Here is a 25462-nt window from a genome sequence, read left to right on the forward strand (position 1 = left end):
GCTCATCCTCAGTGAGTAGCTAGGGGGATTTTACCTATTCGCAGGCGCCATTCCCGGGGGCCGGTGTCGTGCACTGAGTTGCCGGTGCTGTCCACGGCCACGGTGACGGGCATGTTTTCCACCTGGAACTCGTACACGGCCTCCATGCCCAGCTCCGGGAAGGCCAGGACCCGGGCGGAGCGGATGGCCTTGGAGACCAGGTAGGCCGCGCCCCCCACGGCGATGCAGTACACGCCGCCATGGGCCTTGATGGAGGCGATGGCCGCCGGCCCCCGCTCCGACTTGCCCACCATGCCCAGCAGGCCCACCTGGCTGCCCAGCATCAGGTCGGTGAACTTGTCCATGCGGGTGGCGGTGGTGGGGCCGGCGGGGCCCACGGCCTCGTCCCGCACCGCGTCCACGGGGCCCACGTAGTAGATGAAGCGGTTGGTGAAATCCACCGGCAGGGGCTCGCCCTTGGCCACCAGGTCGGCGATGCGCTTGTGGGCGGCATCCCGGCCGGTGAGTAGCCTGCCGCTGAGCAGCAATTGCTCCCCGGCTTTCCAGGCGGCGGTGTCGGCCTTGGTGAGGGTGTCCAGGTCCACCCGCCGGGCCCGGGCGGGACCGTCCCAGGCCACCTCCGGCCAGGCGGACAGGGGCGGCGGGTCGAAGTGGGCGGGGCCGCTGCCGTCCAGGGTGAAGTGGATGTGGCGGGTGGCGGCGCAGTTGGGGATGAGGCCCACGGGCAGGCTGGCGGCGTGGGTGGGGTAGTCCAGTATCTTCACGTCCAGCACCGTGGTCAGGCCACCCAGGCCCTGGGCGCCGATGCCCAGGGCGTTGACCTTGTCCACCAGTTCCAGGCGCAGTTCCTCGATACGGTTCCGGGGTCCACGGGCACGCAGTTCGTGGATGTCGATGGGCTCCATGAGGGCCTCCTTGGCCAGCAGCAGGGCTCTCTCCGGCGTGCCCCCCACGCCGATGCCCAGGATGCCCGGCGGACACCAGCCCGCCCCCATCTTGGGCACCACGGACAGCACCCAGTCGACGATGGAATCGGAGGGGTTGAGCACCGTGAACTGGGCCTTGTTCTCCGAGCCGCCGCCTTTCGCGGCGCAGGTCACTTCCAGCTTGTTGCCGGGCACGATCTCGGTGTGGATGACCGCCGGGGTGTTGTCCCGGGTGTTGCGGCGCGCGCCCGCCGGGTCCGCCAGCACCGAGGCCCGCAGGGGGTTGTCCGGGTTCATGTAGGCCCGGCGCACGCCCTCGTTGATCATGTCCTCCACGGACATGTCGCCTGCCCAGCGCACGTCCCGCCCCACCTTCAGGAACACCACGGCAATGCCCGTGTCCTGGCAGATGGGCCGATGGCCCTCGGCGCAGAGGCGGGAGTTGATGAGGATCTGGGCCAGGGCGTCCCCGGCGGCAGGGGATTCCTCCTGGTCATAGGCCTCTTTCACCGCCTGGACGAAGTCCGCCGGGTGGTAGATGGAGATGAACTGAAAGGCGTCGGCGACCGACTGGATGAGGTCTTCCTGGCGAATGGCTGACATGGCGTGCTCCTCTTTTCACATGGAGTATCCCTCGTAGGCCCTGATATGCGAAAGGCAAAAAAAGAGGGCCCCGTCGGGGCCCGGAAAAGCCGCTCTGGCTAAGGAGAGACTATCGGGTGATGCTGTCGCTGGTCTCGGTGTTGCGCGTGCTCTCGTAGACATAACCGCTCAGGCCGACATCGGTCACCGTGAACGTGAACGTGCCGCCGCTCTTGCTGAAGGCGGAGGGCAGTTTCACCGTGCCCTTGGACGTGGTGGTGCCGCTGACATATCCACTTACGACTCCACTCCAGGTCCCCTGCACCCGTGCGCCGCCGATGGGCTTGCCGTTGGCATCCTTCACCGACACCGTGGCGGTGGCTCGCACGCCCTTTCGCCCGGTACGGGTGGCCATGGCGATGTTGGCCACATGCAGGGAGGGCGCCACCACGGGCTGGTTCGCGGTGATGCTCACCGTAGCCTGATCCGAGCTGCCGCTGGGGTCGGTCACCGTCAGCCGCGCGGTGTAGGTGCCGGCGGCATAGGTATGGCTGGGGTTCGTGGAGAAGTCATGGGGGGAGCCGTCGCCAAAGTCCCAGTCATAGGTGAGGGCGCCCCCATCAGGATCCCGGGAGCCGCTGCTGGAGAAGCTCACCAGCAAGGGGGCATTGCCGCTGAGGGGCGTGGCACTGGCCACGGCTACCGGCGGGATACCGCCGCCAGCGGCGGGGGCCGTGCCGGAGATGAAGTATTCGCCCAGGCTCGCGTAGTCCGAGTAACCCGTGGCGGGGTCGCCCTTGCCCGTACCGTCCACAAGCAGATAGTAGGTGCCTTGGGGCAGGCTGCTGAGGGCGATGCTGGCGGACAGGCTGTCGGCGGGGTTTGCACTGGCCAGCAGGTTGCCATCTGCGTCGTACAGGCCGGCGTTGATGTCCAGGTTGGGCCCCTGGGTGCCTGGCGTGAGGTTGAGGACCAGGTTGCCAGCTCCCATGGTGAAGCGGAAGACGTCCAGGTCCGTGCGGGCGCCGATGAGACCACTGGCCAACAGGCTTTGCATGCCGCCGGATTCCGTCGCGTCCATGAGGGTGGACTGGTCAAGGTTGTCGCCATGGTCATCCGCCATCAGGGGCACCCCCCGGGTCTGCATCACGGACAGGTCGTCCTGGGCCTGGGTGGCGTAGGCGTACTCCCCCCTGCTCCACTGGGTGAGCTCCTTGTAGTAGCCCACCCCCATGATGGGCGCCCAGCCAGTGGCGCCGCTGCCGTGTCCGCCGTAGTAGCCCTGGGAGGTGCTGCCGTCGTTGAAGCCGTCGTGGCTCAGGCCCAGGTTGTGGCCGGCCTCGTGGGAGATGGCTTCGGCCACGTATTTCTCGTTGCCGCTGCCCAGGCGGTTGTAGAACACCCAGGCCGGCTTGTAGTACTCGGTGGTGTCGTCAAAGGCGCTGACATAGGCGATACCGCCGCAGTTGCAGGGGCTGGCCGTCAGGCTGGTCCAGTCCTGGGTGATCAGCACCCGGGTTCCGAAAGTTTCATCACTGGTACTGAGGCGGGTCAGGGCTTCGGCGGCAGGCTCCTCGGTCGTCACATCCACGTCGAAGGGGGCGTAATCCTCCGCCACCCGTTGCCAGATGTACTGGATGCGCTGCAGTTCCGTGCTGCTGAAGGCCGCGGGGTTGCCGTCCAAGTCAAAGGCCTGGGCGTTGATGGCGGAGATGGACCAGCTGCTGTTCCAGGCTGAGCCCGTCACAGTGCCGCCATCGAAGTCCAGATGGATCACGCGCTTGGCGCCCGGTCGGCTGTGGAGCTGGAAGGTCTGCTCCAGGGGCGCGGGCACGCTGCCGCTGATATTGGCGGTGGCAGCGACTTCACCGGTGGCCTCGGGCGGGGGCTCGAAGCCGTCGATGAAGACCAGGCGGCCCTCCCGGTCCAGCCAGGCGTGCCGGTCATGGCGCAGCATGCGCGCAAAGCGCTCGGAGCTCATGCCATACCATGTCGCGATCTCCGGCAAACGTTCGCCCAGGGCCCTGATGGCGCTTTCGCCCCGTTCCTTCTTGGCCAGCTTGAGGCCGGGGAAGGGTTTTTTCGGTGCATGGCTGCCTGATTGGGACAGGGCCTGCTCGCTGGCCGGCAGTAGGCAAGTGCCCACGACAAAGGCCAGCATGGTCACGAATGAACGTGGTGGCCCGGCCAGTTGTGGGACACTTTCAGTGCTCAAGCGGCCGGTGCCACCGAGCCCATGGTTCTGGGGCTTGCGTGGACCCCCGGCTTTTTCGCCCTTGGGTGCTGTTTTGCTATACATGCTCTGCTCCTTTCATCCGCAAGCCTGGTGGCCTGCTGAAAACTTGATGAATCGGAGGGCAGATGCGGAGGATCCGCAGACGCTGGAGGCAACCTGGCAACCGTGGCGCGGGTGTGCGCTGTAGGCCCATGGCTTTGCGTCCCCGGCTTTCACCGGGTTTGCCCTTGGCTCCGCCTTGACCCGGGTGGGTCCTGGAAGAAACCACCGACGAAAACGCCGGCAGCGAATTAATACCTCAGAAACGGGACGATGAAAACCCCGGCCGACGAACGGTCGCTCCCCTCGCGCGGGGTCAGCCTACGCCCCGCCGTTACCCGACACGTTCAACCGGTCCTTCCACACCAGCAGGCCCTGGGCGTTGAGTTGCACGTCGTTGGCCAGCAGTACCCGGCACACGTCATCTTCCAGCGCGCAGCCATGGGCGCGCAGGCGTCGCAGTAGGCTTTGATACAGCTCCGCCTCCAGGCCGGCCTGACGCGCCTGGCCCTGTCCTTCCACCGCCAGGGTCAGTTCGCACCATTCGTCGATGAGCTCGTGCAGCACGGGCGCCAGGGCTTCCAGATTGGTGACGCGGCCGAAATGTGTCAGATAGGCCGCCGCCGGCTCCAGGGCCAGGATACGGTCGATGGAGGCATGCAGGGCCATGGGGTCGAACTGCACCGGCGTGGTGGTGGGAAAGATGAAGGGGCGGGTTTCCCCTTCTCCGCCCACGTCGCTCCCCACGTCGAACTCCCGGTAGGAGATGCCGAAGGTGTCGCCAGTGAACACGCTTTCGCTGCGCTCGTCGTGGATGCAGAAATGGTGGCGGGCGTGGCCGGGTGTATCCAGGAAGGTGAGCACCCGGCCCTGGAAATCCAGGCGATGGTTGTCCGGGGCCTCCACGACCCGTTCCGCGGGCACCGGCAGGATGTCGCCGTAGAGCCGCCGGAACGCCTCCTCGCCATAGACCGCCATGGAGCCGGTCACCAGCCTGGTGGGGTCGATGAGATGGCGCGCGCCGCTGGGGTGGACGATCAACCGCGCCCGGGGGCAGGCCTGGATCAGGGCGCCGGCGGCGCCGGCATGGTCCAGGTGCACGTGGGTGGCGATGACGTAGTCCACGTCGCCGGGGGTGAGGCCCATGGCCGCAAGCTCCGCCAGCACGCCTGGCACCGAATGGTTGGTGCCCGTGTCGACGAGGACCACGTGGCCCTGCTCGACGATGAGATGGATGGCCGCCAGGCCGGGGCGCAGGTAGTCGGCATCCAGGGTGATGATGCCGTAGGCGTGATGCATGGGTGGAATCATGATGTTCAGCGTGGCTGTTCAGGGGTTGGAAGTTTCGATCCGGTACCCAGCCCCGTCGCCCAGGGCAAGGACCTCCTTCAAGACCGGCATGCAGGTGTTGAGCGTAGCCGCCAGGGTCCAGGGCGGGTTGATGACGAACATGCCGGAACCGTGCATGCCAAAGCCCTCCTTGCCGGGCCGCTGGACTTCGAGGCTGACGTCCAGCCATTCGACCCGCAAGGCATGGAGCCGTTCCGGCAGGCGCCGGGCCTCGGGCCTTTGCAGCAGGGGGTACCACAGGGCATAGGTGCCGGTGGCGAAGCGCTTCAGGCTGTCCCTCAGGGCCTCCACCACCCGGCCGTAGTCCCGTTTGTCCTCGTAGGAGGGGTCCATCAGCACCAGGGCGCGGCGGGGCGGCGGCGGCAGCAGGGCCTTCAGGCCGGCGAAGCCGTCCCCCCGGGTCACCATCACCTGGCGTCCCGCGTCCTGGAAGGTCTTGCCCAGCAGGTCCACGTCCGTGGGATGCAGCTCGAACAGGCGCAGGCGGTCTTCCGGCCGCATCAGCTTCCAGGCTAGCCAGGGTGAACCGGGGTAGAAATTGAGCCGCCCCTCCGGGTTCATGCCCCGCACCACGTCCACATAATCTGCCAGTTCCGGCGGGAGGTCCGTGCGCTGCCACAGCCGGCCGATGCCCGCCGACCACTCTGCGTTCTGGGCCGCGTAGCCAGCGTCCAGGCCGTAGGCCCCGGCCCCGGCATGGGTGTCGACGACCCAGAACGGCTTGTCCTTCCTGGCCAGGTGGCGCATCAGGCAGAGCAGCACGAAGTGCTTGAGCACGTCCGCGTGGTTGCCGGCATGGAAGGCGTGGCGATAGCTGAGCATGGTGGTGGGCAGGTCCTTGTGCGCGTCACCCCGGCGCAAGCCGGGGCCCTGGGTGCGTTCGCCTGTATTCCGGCTTGCGCCGGAATGACTGGTTCGAATGTCGCCATTGTAGGGGCTTGACATCAATTCCATATTTCCATGAACATAGAAATATGAAAATTAAATCCGCCGACCTGCACTCTGCCGTGCGTGCCCTCGCCGCACTGGCCCAGGAAACCCGCCTGGCCGCCTACCGTGTCCTCGTCCGTGCCGGCGAGCAGGGCCTGCCCGCCGGGGAGATCGCCACCGAGCTGGGCGTGCCCCCCGCCACCCTGTCCTTCCACCTGAAGGAACTGGCCCACGCCGGTCTGGTGACCAGCCGCAACGAAGGGCGTTTCGTCATCTACGCGGCGGACTATGCCGTCATGACCGGCCTCATCGGCTTTTTGAGTGAGGAATGCTGCGCCGGCCGGCCGGAGCTATGCCTGCCCGCGACGGCGAACAAGAAAACCTGCGCCACCTGTTAACCCAACCACCAGGAAATCCCATGAGCGAAAAGACCGTACTCATCCTCTGCACCGGCAACTCCTGCCGCTCCCAGATGGCCGAAGTGCTGGTGAACCACGATCTGGCTGGCCGCGTGCGGGCCCTGTCCGCCGGCACCAAACCCCAGCCCAAGGTGGCTGACGGCGCCATCGCCGCCCTGAACGAGGCAGGCCTGAATACCGAGGGCCTGTACCCCAAGGACGTGGACGCGGTCATGAACCAGGACATCGATCTGGTCGTTACCGTGTGCGACAACGCCAAGGAGACCTGCCCGGTCTTCCCCCGCCCCGTACCCAGCATCCATCTGCCTTTCCATGACCCCCACGGAGAGCCCCTGGAAAGCTTCCTCACCGTGCGGGACGACATCCGCGCCCGGCTTATTCCGGCCGTACTGGAAAAGCTGGGGCTCTGAGTTCACCCCTTATCCGCCTGATTCGCCCCCAAGGAGGCTGCCATGTCTGATGCACCCATGAATGTGCTGTTCCTATGCACCGGTAATTCCGCCCGCTCCATCCTGGCGGAGGCCCTGCTCAACAACCTGGCCGCGAGCCGGGGACGATTCCGGGCCTTCAGCGCCGGCAGCCATCCCGCCGGCGCGGTGAATCCTTTCGCCATCGAGCTGCTGCAAAAGAATCATCTACCCACCGAAGGACTGCGCAGCAAGGACTGGGCGGAATTCGCCAAGTCCGACGCCAATCCGGACGCCCCCGAACTGCACTTCGTCTTCACCGTGTGCGACAAGGCGGCGGGGGAGATGTGTCCGGTGTGGCCCGGCCAGCCCATGACCGCCCACTGGGGCGTGCCCGACCCGGCTGCCGTGGAAGGCAGCGACGAGGACAAGCGCCGCGCCTTCTTTCAGGCCTTCAACCAGCTGCAGAACCGCATCAGCCTGTTCGCCAACCTGCCCTTCGATAAACTGGACCGCATGAAGCTGCAACAGGCCCTGAGCCAGATCGGGCGGACATGAGCCTCGCCCGCAAACTCACCGCAGAGGCCCTGGGCACGGCCTTCCTGCTGGCGGTGGTGATCGGCTCCGGCATCATGGGCGATCGCCTGGCGGAAGGGAATACGGCCATCGCCCTGCTGGGCAACACCCTGGCCACCGGCGCGGGCCTGGTGGTGCTGATCCTCACCTTCGGCCCCATCTCCGGCGCCCACTTCAACCCGGCGGTGACCCTGGCGGATGCCTGGCAGGGGGGGCTGCCCTGGCGGGAGGTGCCGCCCTACCTCGTCGCCCAGGTGCTGGGCGCCTTCGCCGGCGTGGCGGCGGCCCACCTGATGTTCCAGGAACCCCTGTTCTTCGCCTCCCAGCACGCCCGCACCGGTCCCAGCCAGTGGTTCAGCGAGTTCGTCGCCACCTTCGGCCTCCTGGCCATCATCTGGGGCTGCGTGCGCCAGCGGCCGGCGGTGACCCCCTTTGCCGTGGGCCTGTACATCACCGCCGCCTACTGGTTCACCTCGTCCACGTCCTTCGCCAACCCGGCGGTGACCCTGGCCCGGGCGGCCTCGGACACCTTCGCCGGAATCCGCCCGGCGGATGCCCCGGCCTTCATCGTCGCCCAGTTGCTGGGGGCCTTCGCCGCCACGGCCCTGTTCCTCTGGTTGATTCCCACCTTGCCTAAGCAGGCGGAAAACGTCATCTTGCCTCACTCCGACACACCCTGAGGCAACACCATGTTCAAGCACCTGCTGGCCGCCCTGGCGACCCTGAGCCTGGTTTTTACCGGCCCCTACAGCCAGGCCGCCGAATTCCAACCCAAAGCTGTAAAGGTGGTGGACAACGTCCACGCCATCATCGGTCCCCTGGGACAGCGCCACCTGGACAACGACGGCCTCAACGCCAACTACGGCTTCATCGTCACGCCCCAGGGCGTCATCCTCATCGACTCCGGCGCCAGCAAGCTGGGGGCGCAGAAGCTGGAAGCGGCCATCGCCAAAGTCACCGACAAACCCGTGCTCTGGGTGATCAACACCGGCAGCCAGGACCATCGCTGGCTGGGTAACGACCACTTCGCCGCCCGGGGGGCCCAGATCATTGCCCTGAAACGTACCGCCGCAACCCAGGCGGATTTCGGCGCCCAACACATGGGCGTAATGAAGAGCTTCCTGGGGCCACGCCTGGACGGCACCCGGCCCCTGCCCGCCACCACCCTCCATGATGGCGACGAGGTGACCCTGGAACTGGGGGGTGAAACCCTGGCGCTGCGCTACACCGACGCCCACTTCAGCGGCGATGCCTGGGTGTGGCTGCCCAGGCGCAACGTGGTGTTCACCGGCGACCTGGTGTTCGTGGACCGGCTGCTGGGGGTATTGCCCTGGTCCAGTGTGAAGAAGAGCCAGCAGGCCTTCCACGCCCTGGAGGCCCTGAACCCGAAGCACATCGTGCCCGGCCACGGTGGCGTGTGCGACCTGGAGAAAGCCAAACGGGAATCCGGCGACTACGAGGACTTCCTGGCCAACGTCATCGGCCAGGCCGCCCGGGACATGGAACCCCTGGACGCCACCCTGGACAAGCACATGGACCTGCTCCAGTTCCGTCTCCTGCAGAACTATGACGGCCTGCATCGAGGCAACATGAGCCGGGCCTTCGTGGAGTTCGAGGCGCAATGAGGCACCAGTTCGTCATGCCCGCGCAGGCGGGCATCCCGGGCATCACTGGCATGCGGTTGCTTCTGGGTTCCCGCCAGCGCGGGAGCTACGTGCCTGTAAGCACTATGACCTGATGTTCGACGCCCTCGCCACCCTCCTGGTCTTCGACCTGGCCGGCCTTTCCCCCGCCTCCCCCGCCGGGGCGGCGCTGCATTTCTTCGTCATGGACGTGGTGAAGATCCTGGTGCTGCTCACCACGGTGATCTACCTCATGGGCTGGCTGCGGGCCCTGCTGACGCCGGAGCGGGTGCGGGCCATGATGAAAGGCCGCTCGGGGCCCGGTGCACGCCTCATGGCCGTGGGCCTGGGTGCGGTGACGCCCTTCTGCTCCTGCTCCTCCATCCCCCTGTTCATCGGCTTCGTGGAGGCGGGCATCCCCCTGGGGGTGACCCTGTCCTTCCTCATCGCCAGCCCCATGGTGAACCAGGTGGCGGTGGTGGTGCTGGCCGGGGTCATCGGCTGGCAGATGACCCTCATCTACGTGCTCACCGGCCTGACCATCGCCTTCCTGGGCGGCTACGTATTGCAGGCCTTCAAACTGGAACGCTGGGTGGAAAGCTACGTCTGGCAGATCCGCATGGGAGAAGCGCAAGTGTCTGCCCCGGAGACCTCCCTCAAGGCCCGCCACGACTATGCCTGGAACGAGGTGCGCCAGATCGTGGGCCGCATCTGGAAATACGTGCTGATCGGCGTGGGCATCGGCGCCGTGATCCACGGCTACGTGCCGGCGGATTTCGTCGCCCGCATCGCCGGCGATGGCTCGGTGCTGTCGGTGATCGTCGCGGTGCTGGCGGGCGTGCCCATGTATTCCGACGCCGTGGGCATCATCCCCGTGGCCGAGGCCCTGCTGGGCAAGGGGGTGCCCCTGGGCACCGTCCTGGCCTTCATGATGGCGGTCATCGCCTTGTCCTTGCCGGAGATGCTGATCCTGCGCAAGGTGGCCCAGTGGCCCCTGCTTGGCATCTTCGCCGGCTATCTCGCCGTCTCATTCGTGCTGGTCGGTGTTCTGTTCAACAGCTTAAGCACGGCCCCCGATTCTCTGCTTCGCGTCGACTCGCCCCCCGTGGGGGCCAAGGAACACTCGGGGCGGCCCTTCGTGTCCCTTGAAAGGAGCGTCTTCTGATGAGTGCCGAACTCCACCCTTCCATCGTCGCCCTGGTGGCCCTGGCCGCCAACATCGCCGCCAACCACCCCAGGCAGGGCCTGTGCCAGGTGGACAAGCTCAAGGGCTATGGCGTGGCCAGGGAGCAGATCGACGCGGTCATCGAGATCGCCCGGCACATCCGGGACGAGGCGGCGCAACAGCTGGACGCCCGGTTCGACGAGGCCTATGCCGAATGCATGGCCCCGGCCAAACCCGCCATCAAACCCGACCCCTTCGCCAACATCGCCGTGAAGGAAACCGGCGGCGCCTGCTGCACACCCACGGCCTCGGGCCAGTCCTGTTGCTGACGGCTGAGCCGTCGTCCTCGCGCAGGCGGGGATGACATTTGATTTCCCGGCTGCCACGGAATAACCCTCCACCACCAAGGAGCCTGTATTGAACCCCACCATCCAGGACGAAATCCGCCAGCAGGTGCGCGCCGCCTACGGCGCCGTGGCCCGGGCGGACAGCCCTTGCTGTGGCCCCGCCACCGGCTGCTGCACCCCCTCCGACCAGTCCGTGGCCGACCTGCTTTCCAAGGACATCGGCTACAGCGCCGAAGAGACCGCCGCCGTGCCGGAAGGTGCCAACCTGGGCCTGGGCTGCGGCAATCCCCAGGCCATCGCCGCCCTGAAGCCCGGCGAGACCGTGCTGGACCTGGGCAGCGGCGCCGGCTTCGACTGTTTCCTGGCCGCACGCAAGGTAGGTGAGACAGGGCGCATCATCGGAGTGGACATGACCCCGGACATGGTCAGCAAGGCCCGGGCCAACGCGGTGAAGGGGGGCTACGCCCACGTGGAATTCCGTCTGGGCGAGATCGAGCACCTGCCCGTGGCCGACGCAAGCGTGGACGTCATCATCAGCAACTGTGTCATCAACCTGTCGCCGGACAAGGCCCAGGTGTTCCGGGACGCCTTCCGGGTGCTGAAGCCCGGCGGAAGGTTGGCCATTTCCGATATCGTGCTCACCGCCCCCCTGCCGCCGGACATGCGGGCCGAGGTGGCCCTGCACACCGCCTGCGTGGCGGGGGCGGCGGACGTGCCCAGCCTGGAAGCCCTGCTGGCTGCCGCCGGCTTCAGGGAAATCCGCATCGCCCCCAAGGACGCCAGCCGGGAATACATCCAGCACTGGGCCCCGGGACGGGGCGTGGAAAACTACATCGCCTCGGCCAGCATCGAGGCCGTCAAACCTTGATGAGGTGCACGAGCCTTACCCTCTCCCCCAGCCCCTCCCCCGCTTGCGGGGTAGGGGTGCGCGGCGGCGCGGGAAAGGGTGGTCATTCACAACCACACGTGCCCTATCCACTGGAGGAGCCATGAAGCAAATCAAAGTCCTGGGCAGCGGCTGCCGCAATTGCGAAGTCACCGCCAGGCTCATCGAGGAAATCGCCGCCGCCAAGGGGGTCGCCGTCCAACTGGAAAAGGTCACCGACATGGCCGCCATCCTGGGTTACGGGGTGATGAGCACCCCCGGGGTGGTCATCGACGGCCAGGTGGTCCACTCCGGCGGCGTGCCGGATCGAAAGAAGATCGAGAGCTGGCTGTAAAAGGGCCTTCACGCTGGTCCCGCCCCGGCGGGGCTCTGCCGGAGCCGGAGTTTGCCGGATCGGCGCGTGGATCAGCCGCGCAACTCGGCCCGGGCCGCCGCGATGACGCGCAAGGCCGAGCGCAGCAACAGGATCACCAGCGCCAAGGCTACCAGCAGATCTGGCCAGGCCGCCCCGGTCAGGGCCACGCCTGCGGCGGCGACGAATACCGAGGCATTGGCGGCGATGTCGTTGCGGGAACATTCCCACACCGAACTCATGTTCACATCCTCGTGCCGGTGCCGCCACAGCAGCCAGAAACACAGGCTGTTGGCTGCCAGACCCAGCAGGCTGAAAAGACCCATCACTTCGAAAACCGGCACGGTGGGCACCATCAGGCGATGGCCGATCTGGCCTGCCACCACCAGTGCCGCCAGCAGGATCAGCCCGCCCTTGAACAGGGCCACTCGGGCCTTGGTGGAGGCACCCCGCGACACGGCGTACAAGCTCAGGCCGTATGTCAGGGCATCCCCCAGGTTGTCCAGGCTATCCGCCAGCAGAGCGGTGGAATCACCATACAGGGCAGCGGCGGCAATCACCAGGAACATCACCCCGTTGATAGCCAGGACGGTGCGCAGCGTGGCCCGCTGCCGGCCTTGCTGGGCGGCGGTGGCGCAATGGTTTTCACAGGCGCAGGTCATTCGGGCTTTCGTCGTGGGTGGCCGGGTTGAGTGTATCCCCTGCCGACTGCCAGCGGACCGCAGTTAGAAAAGGCAGCTCGAGCAGGCCTGAGACATGGATCGGCTGGTCCCGATTACCACGACCTGGGGTTGAACGAGTGGCCGCCGACGTCCGGGCGGTGCTGCGGGCGGGCGCGCAACAAGCCGCTCGCACACTGGGGGACGGCTCCCCATCACTCTTCCAGCAGGTCTTTGATGCGGGCCACCACCGCCGGCTCGTCCCACTCGATGGAGCCGATAAGGCCCATGCGCACCCGGCCCTGCTTGTCCACCACATAGCTGGTGGGGAACACGAAGGCCTGCCAGGGCTTCAGGCTCACGCCCTCCTCGTCCATGAGGATGGGGAAGTTGACGGGGGTTTGCGCGAGGAAAACGCGGACGGCTTCGGCGCTGTCGCCGGCGTTCACGCCCAGGATGGAGAAGGGTTGGCCCTGCATGAGCTGGTTCAGCCGGTTCATGGAGGGCATTTCCTTGCGGCAGGGGGGACACCAGGTGGCCCAGAAGTTCACCAGCACCACCTTGCCTCGCAACTGGACCAGGTCCAGGTCGGCTCCCGCCACCGAAGGGAGGGCCAGCGCCGCGGCCTGTCTGGGCTGCAGGTCCTTCAACCCGGAGGCGCTGGCAGGGCCGAGCAGGCCCAGGAACAGAAGGATGGCCAGCCATGATTTCATGGGGTCTCTTCTCCCAGGAGATTCCGGATCGCCTGCCATACCGTGTCACCCAGCCGTTCGCTGGCGGCAATTTCCATCTCGGTGGCGTCGGTGCGGCGGTAGAAGCCGTCCCGCATGCCGGGCAGCACGGTGAGCATGACCCGGCTGCCGGCGGCCTCCAGGCGTTCCTTGAGCCGCTCCCGCCACCAGTAGCCGGCGGAGGACTTGGGCACCAGCACGGCCAGCTTCTGGCGGGTGGAGTCCACCACGGCGGCGTAATCCGGCTCCCTGCCCGCCTCCAGGCCGCGATACAGCAGGGGGAAGAGCAGCACCGAACCGGCGGCCGGCACTCCCAGGCGGTCCCGGGCGTCCCGGGCGGCCCGCAAGGCAAGATCGGCGGTGTGGCCTGAGGCCAGCAACAGCAGGGGACGGTCCGGATGGCGTTGGTGGATGGCCGCCAGCCAGTCTCCCAGGTCCCGGTCCGGGACTTTTTCCATGCTGCCCGGCAACTGGGGTAGGAAATAGGGGGCCAGCCAGTCCGTGAGCCAGACTTCCAGGCCCCTTGTCGCCAGGTTGGCGGCAGCCTTCCGTTCAGCCTCCACGTTGCCGTACTGGCCGGTGAGCCATAACAGGATGGGGCCGTGGGTAGCGGGAAAACGATGGCTGGCCACTTCCAGGCCCGAGGGCAGGGGAATGGCCGTTTCCTGTTCCGCCCGGGCGGAACAGCTCAACAGGGCAAAGGCGAGAAAAGGCAACAGGCATCGCGGCATGGAGGGCGTTATACGGCGCCCCGGGCCTGGCGGCAACCGCACAAACCTACCTGCCCGCCCGGACTGAGGGGGAGGCCGCGAAGCACAAGGTACTTCAGGTCTTCAGTGGATGTGCATGCCTGCGCACAGCACCTGGGGATTGGTGGCGCCGTTGACCGCCATGGTTTCCAGGTTCTGCAACACCAGCATGCTTGCGGCCTCCATCTTTCCCAGCTCAAGCTGGCCGGCGTCATACTCGCCGGCATGGTAGTGGCGGATGGCCTGAACGCCGTGGGCGTGGACAGCCATGTGGGGGGATTCCACCTCTGCGTAACCAGGCAACCGGGAGAAGCAACTGCGGCCGTCCCCCTCGTAGTACCACTTGCCCAGGCGGCAGGCGGTATGGCTGGCGAAGTCGGATTCCTGCTTGTCGGAGATGCCGAGAAAGACCTTGTAGACCTCCATCTTGTAGACCAGATGGTCCACCTTGGCCGTCTCGACGAAGCTGCGCAGGGCACTGGCGGCAATGGTGTGCACCATGTCGCTGGAGGAATTCATCAGGGCCTGCATGCCTTGGTGGGCCCGGACGCTGTTTTCGCTGATGGCATTCGTATGGCCTGGGTCCACGAGGACCTGGGCGCGAACGTCGTCGGCTTCTTCCTGAACCGTGCGCACCAGCAGGGATATTTCATCCGTGGCCCGGCGGGTGCGTTCCGCCAGCTTCCTCACCTCGTCGGCCACCACGGCGAAGCCTCGTCCGTACTCCCCGGCCCGGGCCGCTTCGATGGCCGCGTTCAGGGCCAGCAGGTTGGTCTGGTCAGCGATGTCGTGGATCAGTTGCACGATGCCGCCGATCTCGCCGGTGCGGCCATGGAGCTGGGTGACGGCATTGGCGGTATGGTTGAGCCGATCCACAAAGCCGCCCAGGCTGCCGGCCATCTGGCGGATGACATCCAGGTTTGACCCCACGTCGTGGGAGGCAGAACCCACCTGTTCCGTCTCGTGTTTCATGGTCAGGGCCAGGGCCGCCAGGGAGGTTTGGGACTCCTTGATGGAATTGCTGAAGACACCGATGTGCCTGGCCACAGCCTCAAGAATCTGGATGCGCGAGGCCAGGGTGGCGGTTTCAACATCCTTGTCCTGCACCGACCTCATGGCGCTCTCGAGCTGGGAGCGAAGGGATGCGTTCTCGTTCTCCAGTTCCCGGGTACGTTCCTGCAAGGCATTCTTGTTGTTTTTCCGGCCGAAAATCATGCTTTTCTCCCCAAGATCCAAGGCTCGACCAATTATCGGCTGCTCCGGAAGGAAATTTAGCCCCGCAGGATTAAGGGGCTGTTACGTTCCGGAGGCACCCGGTCCTGGGCTAGGCGGCATTACCGGGGAGATTCAGGGTGCTTATGGTGCCGCGCATGCGCCAGACCATGTAAAGCCCCGGCACCGCCGCCAGCACGGAAAACAGGAAAAAGGCGGGCCAGCCCACGGACTCCGACAGCACGCCGGAGAGGGGGCTCACGTAGATGCGGCCCACCGCGGACAGGGCGGATAGCAGGGCATAGTGGGTGGCGGTGTACTTCAGGTTGCACAGGCCCATGAGCAGGGCCACGAAGGCCGCGGTGCCCATGCCGCTGGCCACGTTCTCGAAGGCGATGGCGGCCATGAGCAGGCCGTCGATCTCGGAAGCCGTGCCCAGGGCCACGAAGCCCAGGTCGAAGGGGGGCAGGGTGAAGCTGCCCCAGGCCCCCTTGCCCAGCACCGCCAGGGCGTAGAAGCCGAAGTTGGACAACAACTGGAGAAGGCCGAAGCCCAGCAGGGCCTTGTACAGCGACATGCGCAGCATGAGGGCGCCGGCCAGCAGGGCGCCGAAGATGGTGAGCCAGATGCCGATGATCTTGTTGACGATGCCCACCTCCGCCTGGGTGAAGGCCATGCCCTTGATGAGGAAGGGCGTGGTGAGCACCCCGGCGAAGGCGTCCCCCAGCTTGTACAGCACGATGAGCAGCAGGAAGGCCCAGGCACCGGGTTGGGCGAAGAAGTTGGCCAGGGAGCGGTTCAGGGTCTCGAACCTGGCGGCCTTGGCCGCGTTCCAGCCCAGGGGTAGGGCCAGGGCGATGCCGGCCAGCACGAACAGCAGCTGGATCCACTTGTTGGGGTCGTCGGGGCTGAGGCCCAGGCCCATGAGGCCCCAGCGGGCGGCAAAGGCCCCGGCCAGCACCCCCGCCAGCATGGCCAGGAAACCCAGGAGTTCCCGCACCGGGTCCGAATCCAGGGGCTTGGCGGCACCGGTGGCCCGGGGCAGGGTGAGCAGCGAAATGACCGCCGAAGCCACGAAGATGCCAGCCATGACCCGGTACACCGCGCCCCAGCTGCCCCACTGCTCCGCCCAGATGAGGGCGATGCCGCCGGACAGGATCATGGCGACCCGGTAGCCGAAAACCGACATGGAGGCCCCCAGGCCCCGCTCCTTGGGTTCCAGCACGTCGGTGCGGTAGGCGTCGATGACCACGTCCTGGGAGGCGGACAGGAAGGCCACCCCCACCGCCGCCGCCGCGAACATCATGGGCGCGGCGCTGGGGCTGATGCCCGACATCCACCACAGCATGCCCGCCAGGGCCAGCTGGGTCAGCACCAGCCAGCCCCGCCGCCGCCCCAGCCAGGGCGGCTCGAAACGGTCCATGAGAGGCGCCCAGAGGAACTTGAAGGTGTAGGGAACACCCACCAGGCCCAGGAAGCCGATGGTGGCGATGTCCACTCCGTCCACGGTGAGCCAGGCCTGCATCGCCTGGCCAGTCAGGGCCAGGGGCAGGCCCGAGGCGAAGCCCAGGAAGAGGACCGCCGCCAGGCGGTGGATGGACTGAATGGACTGCGTCATCAAAGTTTTATTGACCTATTGGGTAAAAAGTTGCTACTTTTCAATCACCTAGCCGCCGCGTTCCGAATCGTCACCGTAGGGTGGGCTTGGCTGGAGCTCTCCAGTCTAGGACGCGGCGGCGCCCCTCCCCTCTCGATCCCCCTCATTTGAAGTCCCAGATATCGTCGATCTTGGCGGCGAGCATCTTGCGCCATCGGTCCGCGTCCTTGCGGTCATCCTGCCGATAGGACCGGGCGATGGCCCCGGCGGCCATATCCGCGAGCTGGATCAGATTGTCCCGATGGGATTCGGCGAATTTCACGCTGGCGATCTTACCGGCCTGGCATTGCTGACGCAGGTACCGTTCCAACTCACGCTTGAACTCCCGGTCCCCGCTGCCGTCGATCTTGACCCGGGCACCCTGCAACAGATCGTTGTCGTGCTTGAGCAGCATCTGGACAAAGTAGTTGTAGAAGCGCTTCTTGTTCTCCCGCAGGCTGTCGCTGTAGATGCGCGCCTTCTCCACCACCAAGGCACGTACCCTGAAATCCATGGGTGATACAGCCTGAAAAAATCCATCCCGGACGTTGGAATGGCATTTGTTGAACTTGAACTCCGGTTTCACTCGAAACCGTTCCCGCGCCTCGGCAATGACAGCACTGGCCCGCTCCGCCTCCTTGAAATCCCGGAAGACCACCATGGCCACCACGAAGTAAGGCGTGGAGCCCCGGGCAATCTTGAAGCCGGCGTCGCCGGACTCGTCGATGAGCACCAGCACGGGCTAGGTCACCTTCTTGCGGCCACGTCCCTTGGTCGACACCTTGGGCAACAGGGAAGTCAACGACTGGTAGCGCTGGAACAGGAAGGCCACCCGCTCCGCCTCGCTGGCGAAGGACTTCTTCCCATAAGCCGCGTCCACCGCCCGGTCCAGGGCCTGGTGAGCCTTGAGCAGGGCCGGCGGCATGGCGAGGGGGTCGTAGAGGTCCGCCAGGGTGGCGCCGGGAAACTGGGCGCGGGCCTCCAGCACGGCCTGGGCGGCGGCCTCGATGGCGGCCCGCTGCTTGTCAGTGGGCTCTGGCCAGGGGAAGTTGTTGTAGACGATGCCGGCGGAGTAGCGGTAGCGGCTTTCCAGGCGGCCGCAGACGGCGCGCACCCAGGCCATATGCAGGGCGGATTGCAACACGCCGAAGTGGAAGAGGGTGGCGTGTGGTATCGCAAAGTTTGCATTGCCACAAATTACTTCTGACGGCATGTAGCCTAGGGGAATGTAGTGACGGTTCTCTGATGTGTGCGCCGGGACAAGAAGATAATCATCAATTGGCTGGCGTAATTCTCCAAATACCGCTGGAAATTGTGCTTTCTCACGTGTTGGCGCTTTGCTGCTCGCAGCCCTCATTGCACGCACACGTTCAACACGGGCTAGCACATGAGGCAATTTACGTAGCACATCAGGCGGACAATCCACTAACCACAGGCAATACCTGGGCAAGCCATAAAGGAACTCATCCGCGTTCATGAATGGCCGGACCCAAGGCGCCGCCGATGGCTCGGAGTCGAGCAATTCACAGCGATCTTCCTCGCTCAGTAGTAAATGGCCACCATCCGCGGGCTTGCTGCCATACAGCATTGGAGGTACGGCCCACATTGGCTTGCTTATGCTGCCCAGCACCACATCTGGAGCATCCACCAGATAAGGGTTGATGTTGGAAGCCTTCACGGCATGAGGCTCGGACTGGGGCGTGCCGTAGTCGAACAGCCATTTCTCAGCCACGTCCCCCAGACCGAAACCGATGATGACGCAATGCACTGCGGCCCTGCCCCGTGCCTCGCTGTTCCACTGGAAGGTGCGGTGGGCGAAGTGGATTTTCACGCCCCGGGCGAACAGGTCCGGCCACAACACCCCGGCCTGCTCCCCCTGGGTGATGGAGCTGGTGGAGACGAAGGCGGCGCGGATGCCCTCTCCCCCAACCCCTCCCCCGCTTACGGGGGAGGGGTAAACACATCCCATGTATTCCGCCGCCTTGCGGTACCAGCAGGCCACATAGTCCAGGAGTCCGGCACCTTTCGTACCCTGAAATACCGCCGTTAGCTCGCTCTTTTGCTGCTCGGTTTGATGCTGCTTGCCAATGAAAGGCGGATTCCCCAGCAGATAGTCCAACCGCTCCGCCTGCACCACGTCGTTCCAGTCCAGGGCCAGCGCGTTGCCGTGAACGATGTGGGGCGCGTGGGTGAGGGGCAGGCGCACGTAATAGGCGCCGAATTCCTCCGACACCCGCATGTTCATCTGGTGATCTGTGAGCCACAGGGCCACCTCGGCGATGCGGGCGGGCCATTCCTCGATCTCGATGCCGTGGAACTGGTCCACGTTGATGTTCACCAACTGGAAGATATCCAGGTGCATCTGGCCACTGTCCCTTACATGGCGCAGCACCTCCAGTTCCAACAGGCGCAGCTCGCGATAGGCGATGACCAGGAAGTTGCCGCAGCCGCAGGCCGGGTCCAGGAAGCGCAAGGCAGCCAGCTTCTTGAGGAACTCGAACAGCCGGTTCTTGTTGCCCTTCACCTTGTGGAACTCGGCCCACAGTCCGTCCAGGAAGAGGGGCCTGATGAGGCGCAGGATGTGGTTTTCGCTGGTGTAGTGGGCGCCGATGGCCCGCCGGGCCTTGGCGTCCATGATGCTTTGGAACAGGCTGCCGAACACGGCGGGGGAGATGCGGCTCCAGTCCAGGGCGCAGCAGTCCAGCAGGGTCTCCCGCATGGCCCGGTCGAAGGCGGCAATGGGCAGGGCCTCGCTGAACAGCTGGCCGTTGACGTAGGGGAAGGCGGCCAGTTCCTCGTCCAGGGTCTTGTGGCGCTTGTCCAAGGACGTGTCCAGCACCTGCCAGAGCTGGGCCAGGTGCATGCCAAGATCCGCGCCGTCCTCGGCGGTACGGCCTTCGATGTAGTCCTGGAACTGCCGGCGGCGATCGAAGATGGCGGTGTCTTCCGCGAACAGGCAGAACAGTACCCGTACCAGAAAGACCTCCAGGGCATGCCCCTCGTAACCGCAGGCCTTGAGCTGGTCGTGCAGCCGCCCCAGGTGCTCGGCGGCCTTGGCGTTGACCGGGTCCTCGGGCTTGGCGGGCTTGTGCTGGTAGCCGGCGATGAAGCCGAACAGGTGGATGCGTTTGGGGAACTGCTTGAGCTCAAACTCTTCCCTGGTGCCGGCTTCCAGGTCGTAGAGACGGATGCGGGCGAAGTCGGAGACGATGACGTATTTGGGCAGGTCCCGTTCCTTCAGGCCGGGGAAGTAGTCCAGCGCCTGGGTATAGGCCTTGTCCAGGTCCTTTCCCCGGGACTTGTGCTCCACCAGCAGTACGCCTTTCCAGAACAGGTCGATGAAACCCTGCCTGTCGCCCAGCTTCCTGACGGGTTCCTCGAAGGCGGCGACGCGCTTGCTGGAAATGCCGAAGACGTCGAAGAAGTCGATCCAGAAGGGCTTGGCCTGGGCATTCTCGGATGCGGCCTCGGCCCATTCCCGGGAGAAGGCCAGGGCGCGGCTGCGTATCTCGTTCCAGGAAAGGGGCATGCCCCGTCACCTCCTTATTATTTTGCGTGGCCGATTCTACTTCTCGGGCAGGAGCGCTCCGCCGCGGATATGCAGGTCCCGCTGGGGAAATGGAATGGTGATGCCCGCGGCCTTGAAGGCCCGCCAGATGGCCACGTTCACGTCGGAGCGCACATTGGCCAGGCCCGACTCCGGATCCTGGATCCAGACCCGCAGTTCCAGTTCGATGCCGTTGTCGCCGAAATTCATCAAGCGGGCGGCGGGGGCGGGGTCGTCCAGCACCCGGGGGTTGGCCCTGGCCGCCCCCAGCAGCAGGGCCATGGCCTGCTCCGGGTCGTCGTCGTAACTGATGGAGACGGGAATCTTCAGGCGCACGTTGCGATCCGTGTAGCTCCAGTTGATGACCTCGGTGGTGATGAGGGTCTCGTTGGGGATCAGGCGCTCCACCCCGTCCCGGTCCCGCACGACGATATAGCGGGCATGCAGTTCCTGCACCCAGCCGAAGGTGTTGTCGATGGTGATGACATCGCCGGGGCGGATGGAGCGGTCGAAGAGGACGATGAAGCCGCTGATGAAGTTGCTGGCGATGCTCTTCAGGCCGAAGCCCAGGCCCACGCCCACCGCTCCGCCCAACACCGCCAGGGCGGTGAGGTCGATGCCCACGGCGTTGAGGGCCATCAGGAAGGCCGCCACCAGGAGCAGGAACCTGCTGAGCTTGACCAGGGCCACCTGCATGCTGGCGTTGATGTACTGGGCCTGGCTCACCCGGTTCTCGATGAGTCGGGCCAGCCACAGGGCCAGGATCCACAGCACCACCAGGGAAAGAATCAGCTTGCCGGTCTCCAGCAGGGACACGCGGGTCTGCCCCATCTGCATGGCCACCCCGTCCAGGGCCTGCAGCACGGCGGGCAGCCATCCCAGCAGGTGCAGGGCCACCAAGATCCATACCGACGTGGCGATCAGGTTCTCCCAGGCCTTCACCGCCGGGCCTGGCCTGAAGGTCTTGCGCAGGAAAAAGACGACGATGCGTATGGTGGCCAGGGAGGTGAGCAGGGGCACGGCCAGGTTGAGCAGGTCCACCGGGTAGCCCCGGTGGTTCAGCAGGGCCCTGCCCGCGAACACGCCCAGCAGCATGCTGATGGGAAAGAGAACCCGTTGCAGGGTCTTGAGGGCCAGGCTGCGCATGGCGAACTCGGCGTTCTGCTCCGTGCGCACTGCCAGGCCCTGGCCCAGGGTCCGATGCACCAGCAGGGCGCCCGCGGCGGCCAGGACCAGGACGCCCACCTCCCACCAGAACAAGGGGTGCTGGATCAGGGCCTGCCAACTGGACAGCGTGGCCAGGAGGTTATCGGAGAGGGCGGGATCCATGGCGGAGGGGCAGAGTCGTTTCCCGGAACATACCGGAAACACCGGCCATGGGGCTAGGATCCTGACGGGTTCGGGCGCACCTGCGGCCGAGGTACCACAGGCTCCTGGGGAGCGCCTTCAAGCTTCAATCGTCATCGTCGCCACCGCCAAGTTCTTGGCGTTCGCCGGCCTGCCCGCAGGCAGCCACGTTGTCATCGCAGGGGATGGTGAAGTCGTGCAGCACGGTGAAGGTTCCCAGCCCGGCCAGCATCAGAGCGGCCACGAGCAGGGCGGGCTTTACGGGCCTGGCGTCGTCGGCCTGGCCATCCTTGTAGCCCGTCACCATGGCCCGGGGCAGGTTCTCGCCATGGCGCAGGCTGCCCAGGGCGACGCCCATCAGATGCAGGGCCACCAGGGCCAGCATGGCGTTGGCGCAAAACTCGTGGGCTTCCTCCAGCAGGTCCTTCCAGCTGCCCTGCACGAGGCCGGCCAGGGGGTCATGCCCCGGGTCCGCGCCCAGGAGGGCCATGCCGCTCAAGGCCGTGGCCAGGCCCAGGAAGAGCAGGGCATGGATGGCCAGAGCCCCGGCGGGATTGTGGCCTACATGCCGCGTGCCACCGCCCGCGGCCAGATCCTTCAGGTAGTTCAGCGCGGAGGCGGGGTTGGGCGGGAAGGTGCTGAAGCGGCTGAAGTGACCGCCCAGGAATCCCCAGGCCAGGCGGAACAATACCAGTCCGCCCGCGAGGTAACCGAAGTAGCTGTGCCAGCCCAGCCATCCCTCGGCATCGCCCAGGAGGTAGGCGGCCAGGAAGGCGATGGCGAACAACCAGTGAAAAAGACGGGTGGGCAGGTCCCAGACCAGCAGGCGCGTCATGGTATTCCTCACGAAGGTGGGTTGTGGGAACAGAGGCTGACGCGCCCCCCTTAACGCCGGCTTAACGGGCCTGTTGGCGTTCGACCGTGCCCGGGTCCGGCAGTCCGCACTCCAGCGCGGGGGGGAATCGCACCAGGAACGACGTGCCGTAACCGCCCACGCCCTCCGCAACCTCCACTCGCGCGCCCAGATGACCCGCGGCCTCCCGCACGATGGCCAGTCCCAGGCCGCTACCTGGCTGCGTGCTGCCCGAAATACGGAAGAAGCGCTGGAATATCTTGTCCCGCATTTCACGGGGAACGCCGGGGCCATCGTCTTCGACACGCAACCACGGCTCATTGCCCTCGCTACCGACGCTTACGGTGACATGGCCGCCAGGGGGGGTATAGCGCACGGCGTTGTCCACCAGGTTGTCCACAAGGTCTGCCAAGGCGGACTCCTGGCCACGCACCGTGACCCCCGTGGGTGAGCCCTCGTAACCGAGGTCGACGCCCTTGGCCAGCGCCTCCGGCACCCACCGGGCGGCGCTGTCACGGGCCAGGCGTGCGAGATCAAGGCGTTCGATCCTTTCTTCAAGCCCGACATCGGGGGCATTGCGTGCCAGGGCCAGCAACTGGTTGACCAGGCGCGCGCACCGCTTGGCTCCCAGGCAGATGCCCTCCAGCGCCTCGCGCACCGTCGGGGGCGCCTGTTCCCTTTTGGCCAGTTCCGCCTGGGACACGAGGCCGGCAAAAGGGGTGCGCAACTGGTGGGCGGCGTTGGCCACGAACTGGCGCTGACTGTCCATGGCCGCCTTCAATCGTTCCATGAGATGGTTGATCTCCCGGATGAAAGGCCTGATCTCTCCCGGCGCCTGGGATTCGTCCAGGGGGCTCAAGTCGTCCCGGCGGCGCGAAGCCACCTGTCGCCGAAGGCGTTCCAGGGGCTCGAAACCGTGATTGAGGCCGATCCAGACCGCAAAGCCCGCGATGAGGATGAAGATGAACTGGGGGATGACGATGTTGGCCAGGATGCTGCGACCCAGGACAAGGCGATCCTTGATGGGCTCGGCCATGACCAGGACGTAATTGTTGCCGGGAGTGCGCCGGGTGGTCTGGAAATGCAGGGTGAGCAGGCGAACCTTTTCGCCGCTGACCGATGTGTTGCGCAGCCAAGGGCCTTTTTGTGCGAAGTCCCGTGGGCGGGGGCGCGGCAGCGTGGCATTGCCCAGCAATGGTTTGTGGTCCGCATCGAACAGGGTGAAGGACAGGTGCTCGGCGCCGTCCGGCAACAATTCGGCCGCCTCCGGAACGACCTGTTCCGGGCTAAGGTCGAAGCGGCTCGCGATCAGTCGTGCCCGTTCCGTAAGGAGCAGGTCATAGGGCTGGTTGGATAGTTTCAGGGCGGCTATGTAGCCGATCACGGCGGAGAACAGCAGCAGGAGATAAAGCGGCGTGAACAGCCAGTTCACGAGATGGTGGCGCAGGGAGAGAATGTCCTCCTCCTCCATGGCCGCCTTGGGCCGCGCTGGCCTCAGCGCGGCCGTCCCTCCGGCCTCCTGGTGGGGAGGGGGGCGGCCTGCATCCTGGCCGCTCATGCCATTCACGCCTTGTCCATCATGTAGCCGAGCCCGCGCACCGTGCGGATGTCGACCCCTCCGGGCTGCAACTTCTTGCGCAAGCGGTGCACGTAGACCTCGATGGCATTGTGGCTCACCTCCTCGCCGAAGGTGCAGAGGCTCTCCACGAGTTGTTCCTTGCTGACCACCTTGCCCTGCCGGAAGACCAGGGTCTCCAGTACCGCCAGTTCCCGGGCGGAGAGTTCCACCGGCTCGCCGGCCAGCGACGCGCGCCGGGCCACGCTGTCGAATTCCAGGTTGCCGCAGCAAAGCGTGATGGCCGCGCCCTGGCCGCGACGCAGCAGGGCTCGCACCCGCGCCTCCAGTTCCGCCAGGGAAAATGGCTTGGTGAGGTAGTCATCCGCCCCCAGGTCCAGTCCGCGCACCCGGTCCTCCACAGAATCCCTGGCGGTGAGGATGATGACGGGCAGGGTTCTCTTGTCCGCCCGCACCTGGCGCAGCACCATGAGGCCATCCATGCGCGGCAGGTTGATATCCAGGATGGCCAGGTCATGGCAGCCATCCAGGAGCATGGCCAGGGCCTGCTCGCCGTCGGACACGTGGTCGCTGACATAACCGGCGCCGGTCATGGCACGGACCAGGCTGTTGGCGAGGATTTCGTCGTCTTCAACGATGAGGATGCGCATGTAACGAGGGGGTTTTCAGGGTGTAAAAACCATGGTTCCTGGCACGAGCAGCGGCAATTATGCTGGAAACCGACCTGCAGCATGCCATCCCTGATGTCTCCGCCAGCGCTGTGCCACCCTCCTGCTTCTGGTGGGGAAAGGATCCGGGCCCCGGGAAGTGGTGCCGCCTCTTCCCATGGGCTCGAGCCTTTATTGCCCGTCAGGGATGTTCCCTGCCGGGCGGGGCCTCACTTCTTTTTGCCGAAATTCATGTGCGCGTGCCGGCTGAGGATGAAGTCGAAGATGATCTTCATCCAGATCGTCGATCCGGCGATGGCCGACCAGGTGGCGTAGGCCATGGACCCGGTGACGATGCCCAGGATCACGAACACGATGATGCCGGCGCCGATGAGGTTGATGGCCGCCGAGAAGGGGGCGAACTTGGCCGGGTTCGCCGGAGGCACGCCGTGTTTCAGGGCGACGAAGGAATAGTCGCGCCTGAACAGGATGCGCCAGGCGTTTCGCGTCCAGAAAAAGGTGATGGGGAACAGAGCCAGGAAAAGGATCCATGTCATGGCAACCTGGACATCAAAAACCATGGATAACTCCAAAGAAAAAGCCCCGCCAGTTTAACCCGGCGGGGCTGTAGGCGACGCCCGGCATGGCCGGGCTGTCGCGTTCTAGGG

At 65.7% G+C, this 25462-nt stretch carries 24 protein-coding genes, 1 pseudogene and 1 riboswitch; of the genes and pseudogenes, 9 read left to right on the top strand and 16 right to left on the bottom strand.

The window, feature by feature from the left end; all coding sequences use genetic code 11:
* Window positions 1–8 precede the first annotated feature (8 nt).
* The 4 genes and pseudogenes from H6935_11375 to H6935_11390 all read right to left on the bottom strand — a co-directional run bounded on the left by H6935_11375 (window position 9) and on the right by H6935_11390 (window position 5955).
* The gene (locus H6935_11375; protein ID MCP5278947.1) at window positions 9–1529 is read right to left on the bottom strand and encodes a fumarate hydratase; all 1521 of its coding nucleotides are present in this window, start codon (window positions 1527–1529) and stop codon (window positions 9–11) included.
* 442 nt (window positions 1530–1971) lie between these two features.
* Window positions 1972–3669: pseudogene (locus tag H6935_11380) on the bottom strand (PKD domain-containing protein).
* Between the two features lie 222 nt (window positions 3670–3891).
* Window positions 3892–3980, bottom strand: a riboswitch (cyclic di-GMP riboswitch).
* Window positions 3981–4104: 124 nt separating this feature from the next.
* Entirely contained in the window at window positions 4105–5094 is a 990-nt protein-coding gene (locus H6935_11385; GenBank protein MCP5278948.1) for an MBL fold metallo-hydrolase, read from the bottom strand.
* An 18-nt stretch (window positions 5095–5112) separates the two neighbouring features.
* Complete coding sequence (locus H6935_11390; protein MCP5278949.1) at window positions 5113–5955, bottom strand: 23S rRNA (adenine(2030)-N(6))-methyltransferase RlmJ; 843 nt, start codon at window positions 5953–5955, stop codon at window positions 5113–5115.
* A 152-nt stretch (window positions 5956–6107) separates the two neighbouring features.
* Here H6935_11390 and H6935_11395 point away from each other — a divergent pair, with 152 nt between their 5' ends.
* The 9 genes from H6935_11395 (at window position 6108) to H6935_11435 (ending at window position 11819) form a co-directional block, all read left to right on the top strand.
* Window positions 6108–6461, top strand: a complete 354-nt coding sequence (locus H6935_11395; protein MCP5278950.1) for a helix-turn-helix transcriptional regulator — start codon at window positions 6108–6110, stop codon at window positions 6459–6461.
* Between the two features lie 20 nt (window positions 6462–6481).
* The gene (locus H6935_11400) at window positions 6482–6892 is read left to right on the top strand and encodes an arsenate reductase ArsC (GenBank protein MCP5278951.1); all 411 of its coding nucleotides are present in this window, start codon (window positions 6482–6484) and stop codon (window positions 6890–6892) included.
* Window positions 6893–6934: 42 nt separating this feature from the next.
* The gene (locus H6935_11405; protein ID MCP5278952.1) at window positions 6935–7447 is read left to right on the top strand and encodes an arsenate reductase ArsC; all 513 of its coding nucleotides are present in this window, start codon (window positions 6935–6937) and stop codon (window positions 7445–7447) included.
* Window positions 7444–8145 (top strand): aquaporin family protein, encoded by a 702-nt coding sequence (locus tag H6935_11410; protein ID MCP5278953.1) that lies wholly within the window; start codon window positions 7444–7446, stop codon window positions 8143–8145. The genes H6935_11405 and H6935_11410 overlap by 4 nt, the downstream gene beginning before the upstream one ends.
* A gap of 9 nt (window positions 8146–8154) precedes the next feature.
* The gene (locus H6935_11415; GenBank protein MCP5278954.1) at window positions 8155–9090 is read left to right on the top strand and encodes an MBL fold metallo-hydrolase; all 936 of its coding nucleotides are present in this window, start codon (window positions 8155–8157) and stop codon (window positions 9088–9090) included.
* 112 nt (window positions 9091–9202) lie between these two features.
* Window positions 9203–10252, top strand: a complete 1050-nt coding sequence (locus H6935_11420; protein MCP5278955.1) for a permease — start codon at window positions 9203–9205, stop codon at window positions 10250–10252.
* A complete protein-coding gene (locus H6935_11425; protein ID MCP5278956.1) occupies window positions 10252–10581 on the top strand; it encodes a hypothetical protein in 330 nt (109 codons plus the stop codon). Before H6935_11420 ends, H6935_11425 begins: the two co-directional genes overlap by 1 nt.
* A gap of 88 nt (window positions 10582–10669) precedes the next feature.
* Window positions 10670–11467, top strand: coding sequence for an arsenite methyltransferase (locus tag H6935_11430; protein ID MCP5278957.1), 798 nt, complete (start codon window positions 10670–10672; stop codon window positions 11465–11467).
* 121 nt (window positions 11468–11588) lie between these two features.
* Window positions 11589–11819, top strand: a complete 231-nt coding sequence (locus H6935_11435) for a thioredoxin family protein (GenBank protein MCP5278958.1) — start codon at window positions 11589–11591, stop codon at window positions 11817–11819.
* A 71-nt stretch (window positions 11820–11890) separates the two neighbouring features.
* Here H6935_11435 and H6935_11440 read toward each other — a convergent pair whose 3' ends face one another.
* From H6935_11440 to H6935_11495, 12 genes are all read right to left on the bottom strand, one after another.
* The gene (locus H6935_11440; protein MCP5278959.1) at window positions 11891–12499 is read right to left on the bottom strand and encodes a cation transporter; all 609 of its coding nucleotides are present in this window, start codon (window positions 12497–12499) and stop codon (window positions 11891–11893) included.
* Window positions 12500–12711: 212 nt separating this feature from the next.
* Window positions 12712–13209, bottom strand: a complete 498-nt coding sequence (locus H6935_11445; protein ID MCP5278960.1) for a TlpA family protein disulfide reductase — start codon at window positions 13207–13209, stop codon at window positions 12712–12714.
* Complete coding sequence (locus tag H6935_11450) at window positions 13206–13958, bottom strand: hypothetical protein (GenBank protein ID MCP5278961.1); 753 nt, start codon at window positions 13956–13958, stop codon at window positions 13206–13208. Before H6935_11450 ends, H6935_11445 begins: the two co-directional genes overlap by 4 nt.
* A gap of 102 nt (window positions 13959–14060) precedes the next feature.
* Window positions 14061–15191, bottom strand: a complete 1131-nt coding sequence (locus H6935_11455; GenBank protein ID MCP5278962.1) for a CZB domain-containing protein — start codon at window positions 15189–15191, stop codon at window positions 14061–14063.
* A 109-nt stretch (window positions 15192–15300) separates the two neighbouring features.
* Window positions 15301–16806: an MFS transporter gene (locus H6935_11460; GenBank protein MCP5278963.1), complete on the bottom strand. Its 1506-nt coding sequence runs from the start codon at window positions 16804–16806 to the stop codon at window positions 15301–15303.
* 142 nt (window positions 16807–16948) lie between these two features.
* Window positions 16949–17563, bottom strand: coding sequence for a DUF3800 domain-containing protein (locus H6935_11465; protein MCP5278964.1), 615 nt, complete (start codon window positions 17561–17563; stop codon window positions 16949–16951).
* A 3-nt stretch (window positions 17564–17566) separates the two neighbouring features.
* Window positions 17567–20353, bottom strand: a complete 2787-nt coding sequence (locus H6935_11470; protein MCP5278965.1) for a class I SAM-dependent DNA methyltransferase — start codon at window positions 20351–20353, stop codon at window positions 17567–17569.
* Between the two features lie 36 nt (window positions 20354–20389).
* Window positions 20390–21700 carry a mechanosensitive ion channel gene (locus H6935_11475; protein ID MCP5278966.1) on the bottom strand — a complete coding sequence of 437 codons (1311 nt, stop codon included), beginning with the start codon at window positions 21698–21700 and terminating at the stop codon, window positions 20390–20392.
* Window positions 21701–21824: 124 nt separating this feature from the next.
* The gene (locus H6935_11480) at window positions 21825–22553 is read right to left on the bottom strand and encodes a cytochrome b/b6 domain-containing protein (protein MCP5278967.1); all 729 of its coding nucleotides are present in this window, start codon (window positions 22551–22553) and stop codon (window positions 21825–21827) included.
* 61 nt (window positions 22554–22614) lie between these two features.
* A complete protein-coding gene (locus H6935_11485; protein ID MCP5278968.1) occupies window positions 22615–24129 on the bottom strand; it encodes a sensor histidine kinase in 1515 nt (504 codons plus the stop codon).
* A gap of 5 nt (window positions 24130–24134) precedes the next feature.
* Window positions 24135–24797 carry a response regulator transcription factor gene (locus H6935_11490; GenBank protein ID MCP5278969.1) on the bottom strand — a complete coding sequence of 221 codons (663 nt, stop codon included), beginning with the start codon at window positions 24795–24797 and terminating at the stop codon, window positions 24135–24137.
* Window positions 24798–25024: 227 nt separating this feature from the next.
* Complete coding sequence (locus tag H6935_11495) at window positions 25025–25375, bottom strand: hypothetical protein (GenBank protein MCP5278970.1); 351 nt, start codon at window positions 25373–25375, stop codon at window positions 25025–25027.
* Between the last annotated feature and the right edge of the window lie 87 nt (window positions 25376–25462).

This window comes from Thiobacillus sp. (assembly GCA_024235835.1).
Classification (GTDB): Bacteria; Pseudomonadota; Gammaproteobacteria; order Burkholderiales; family Thiobacillaceae; genus PFJX01.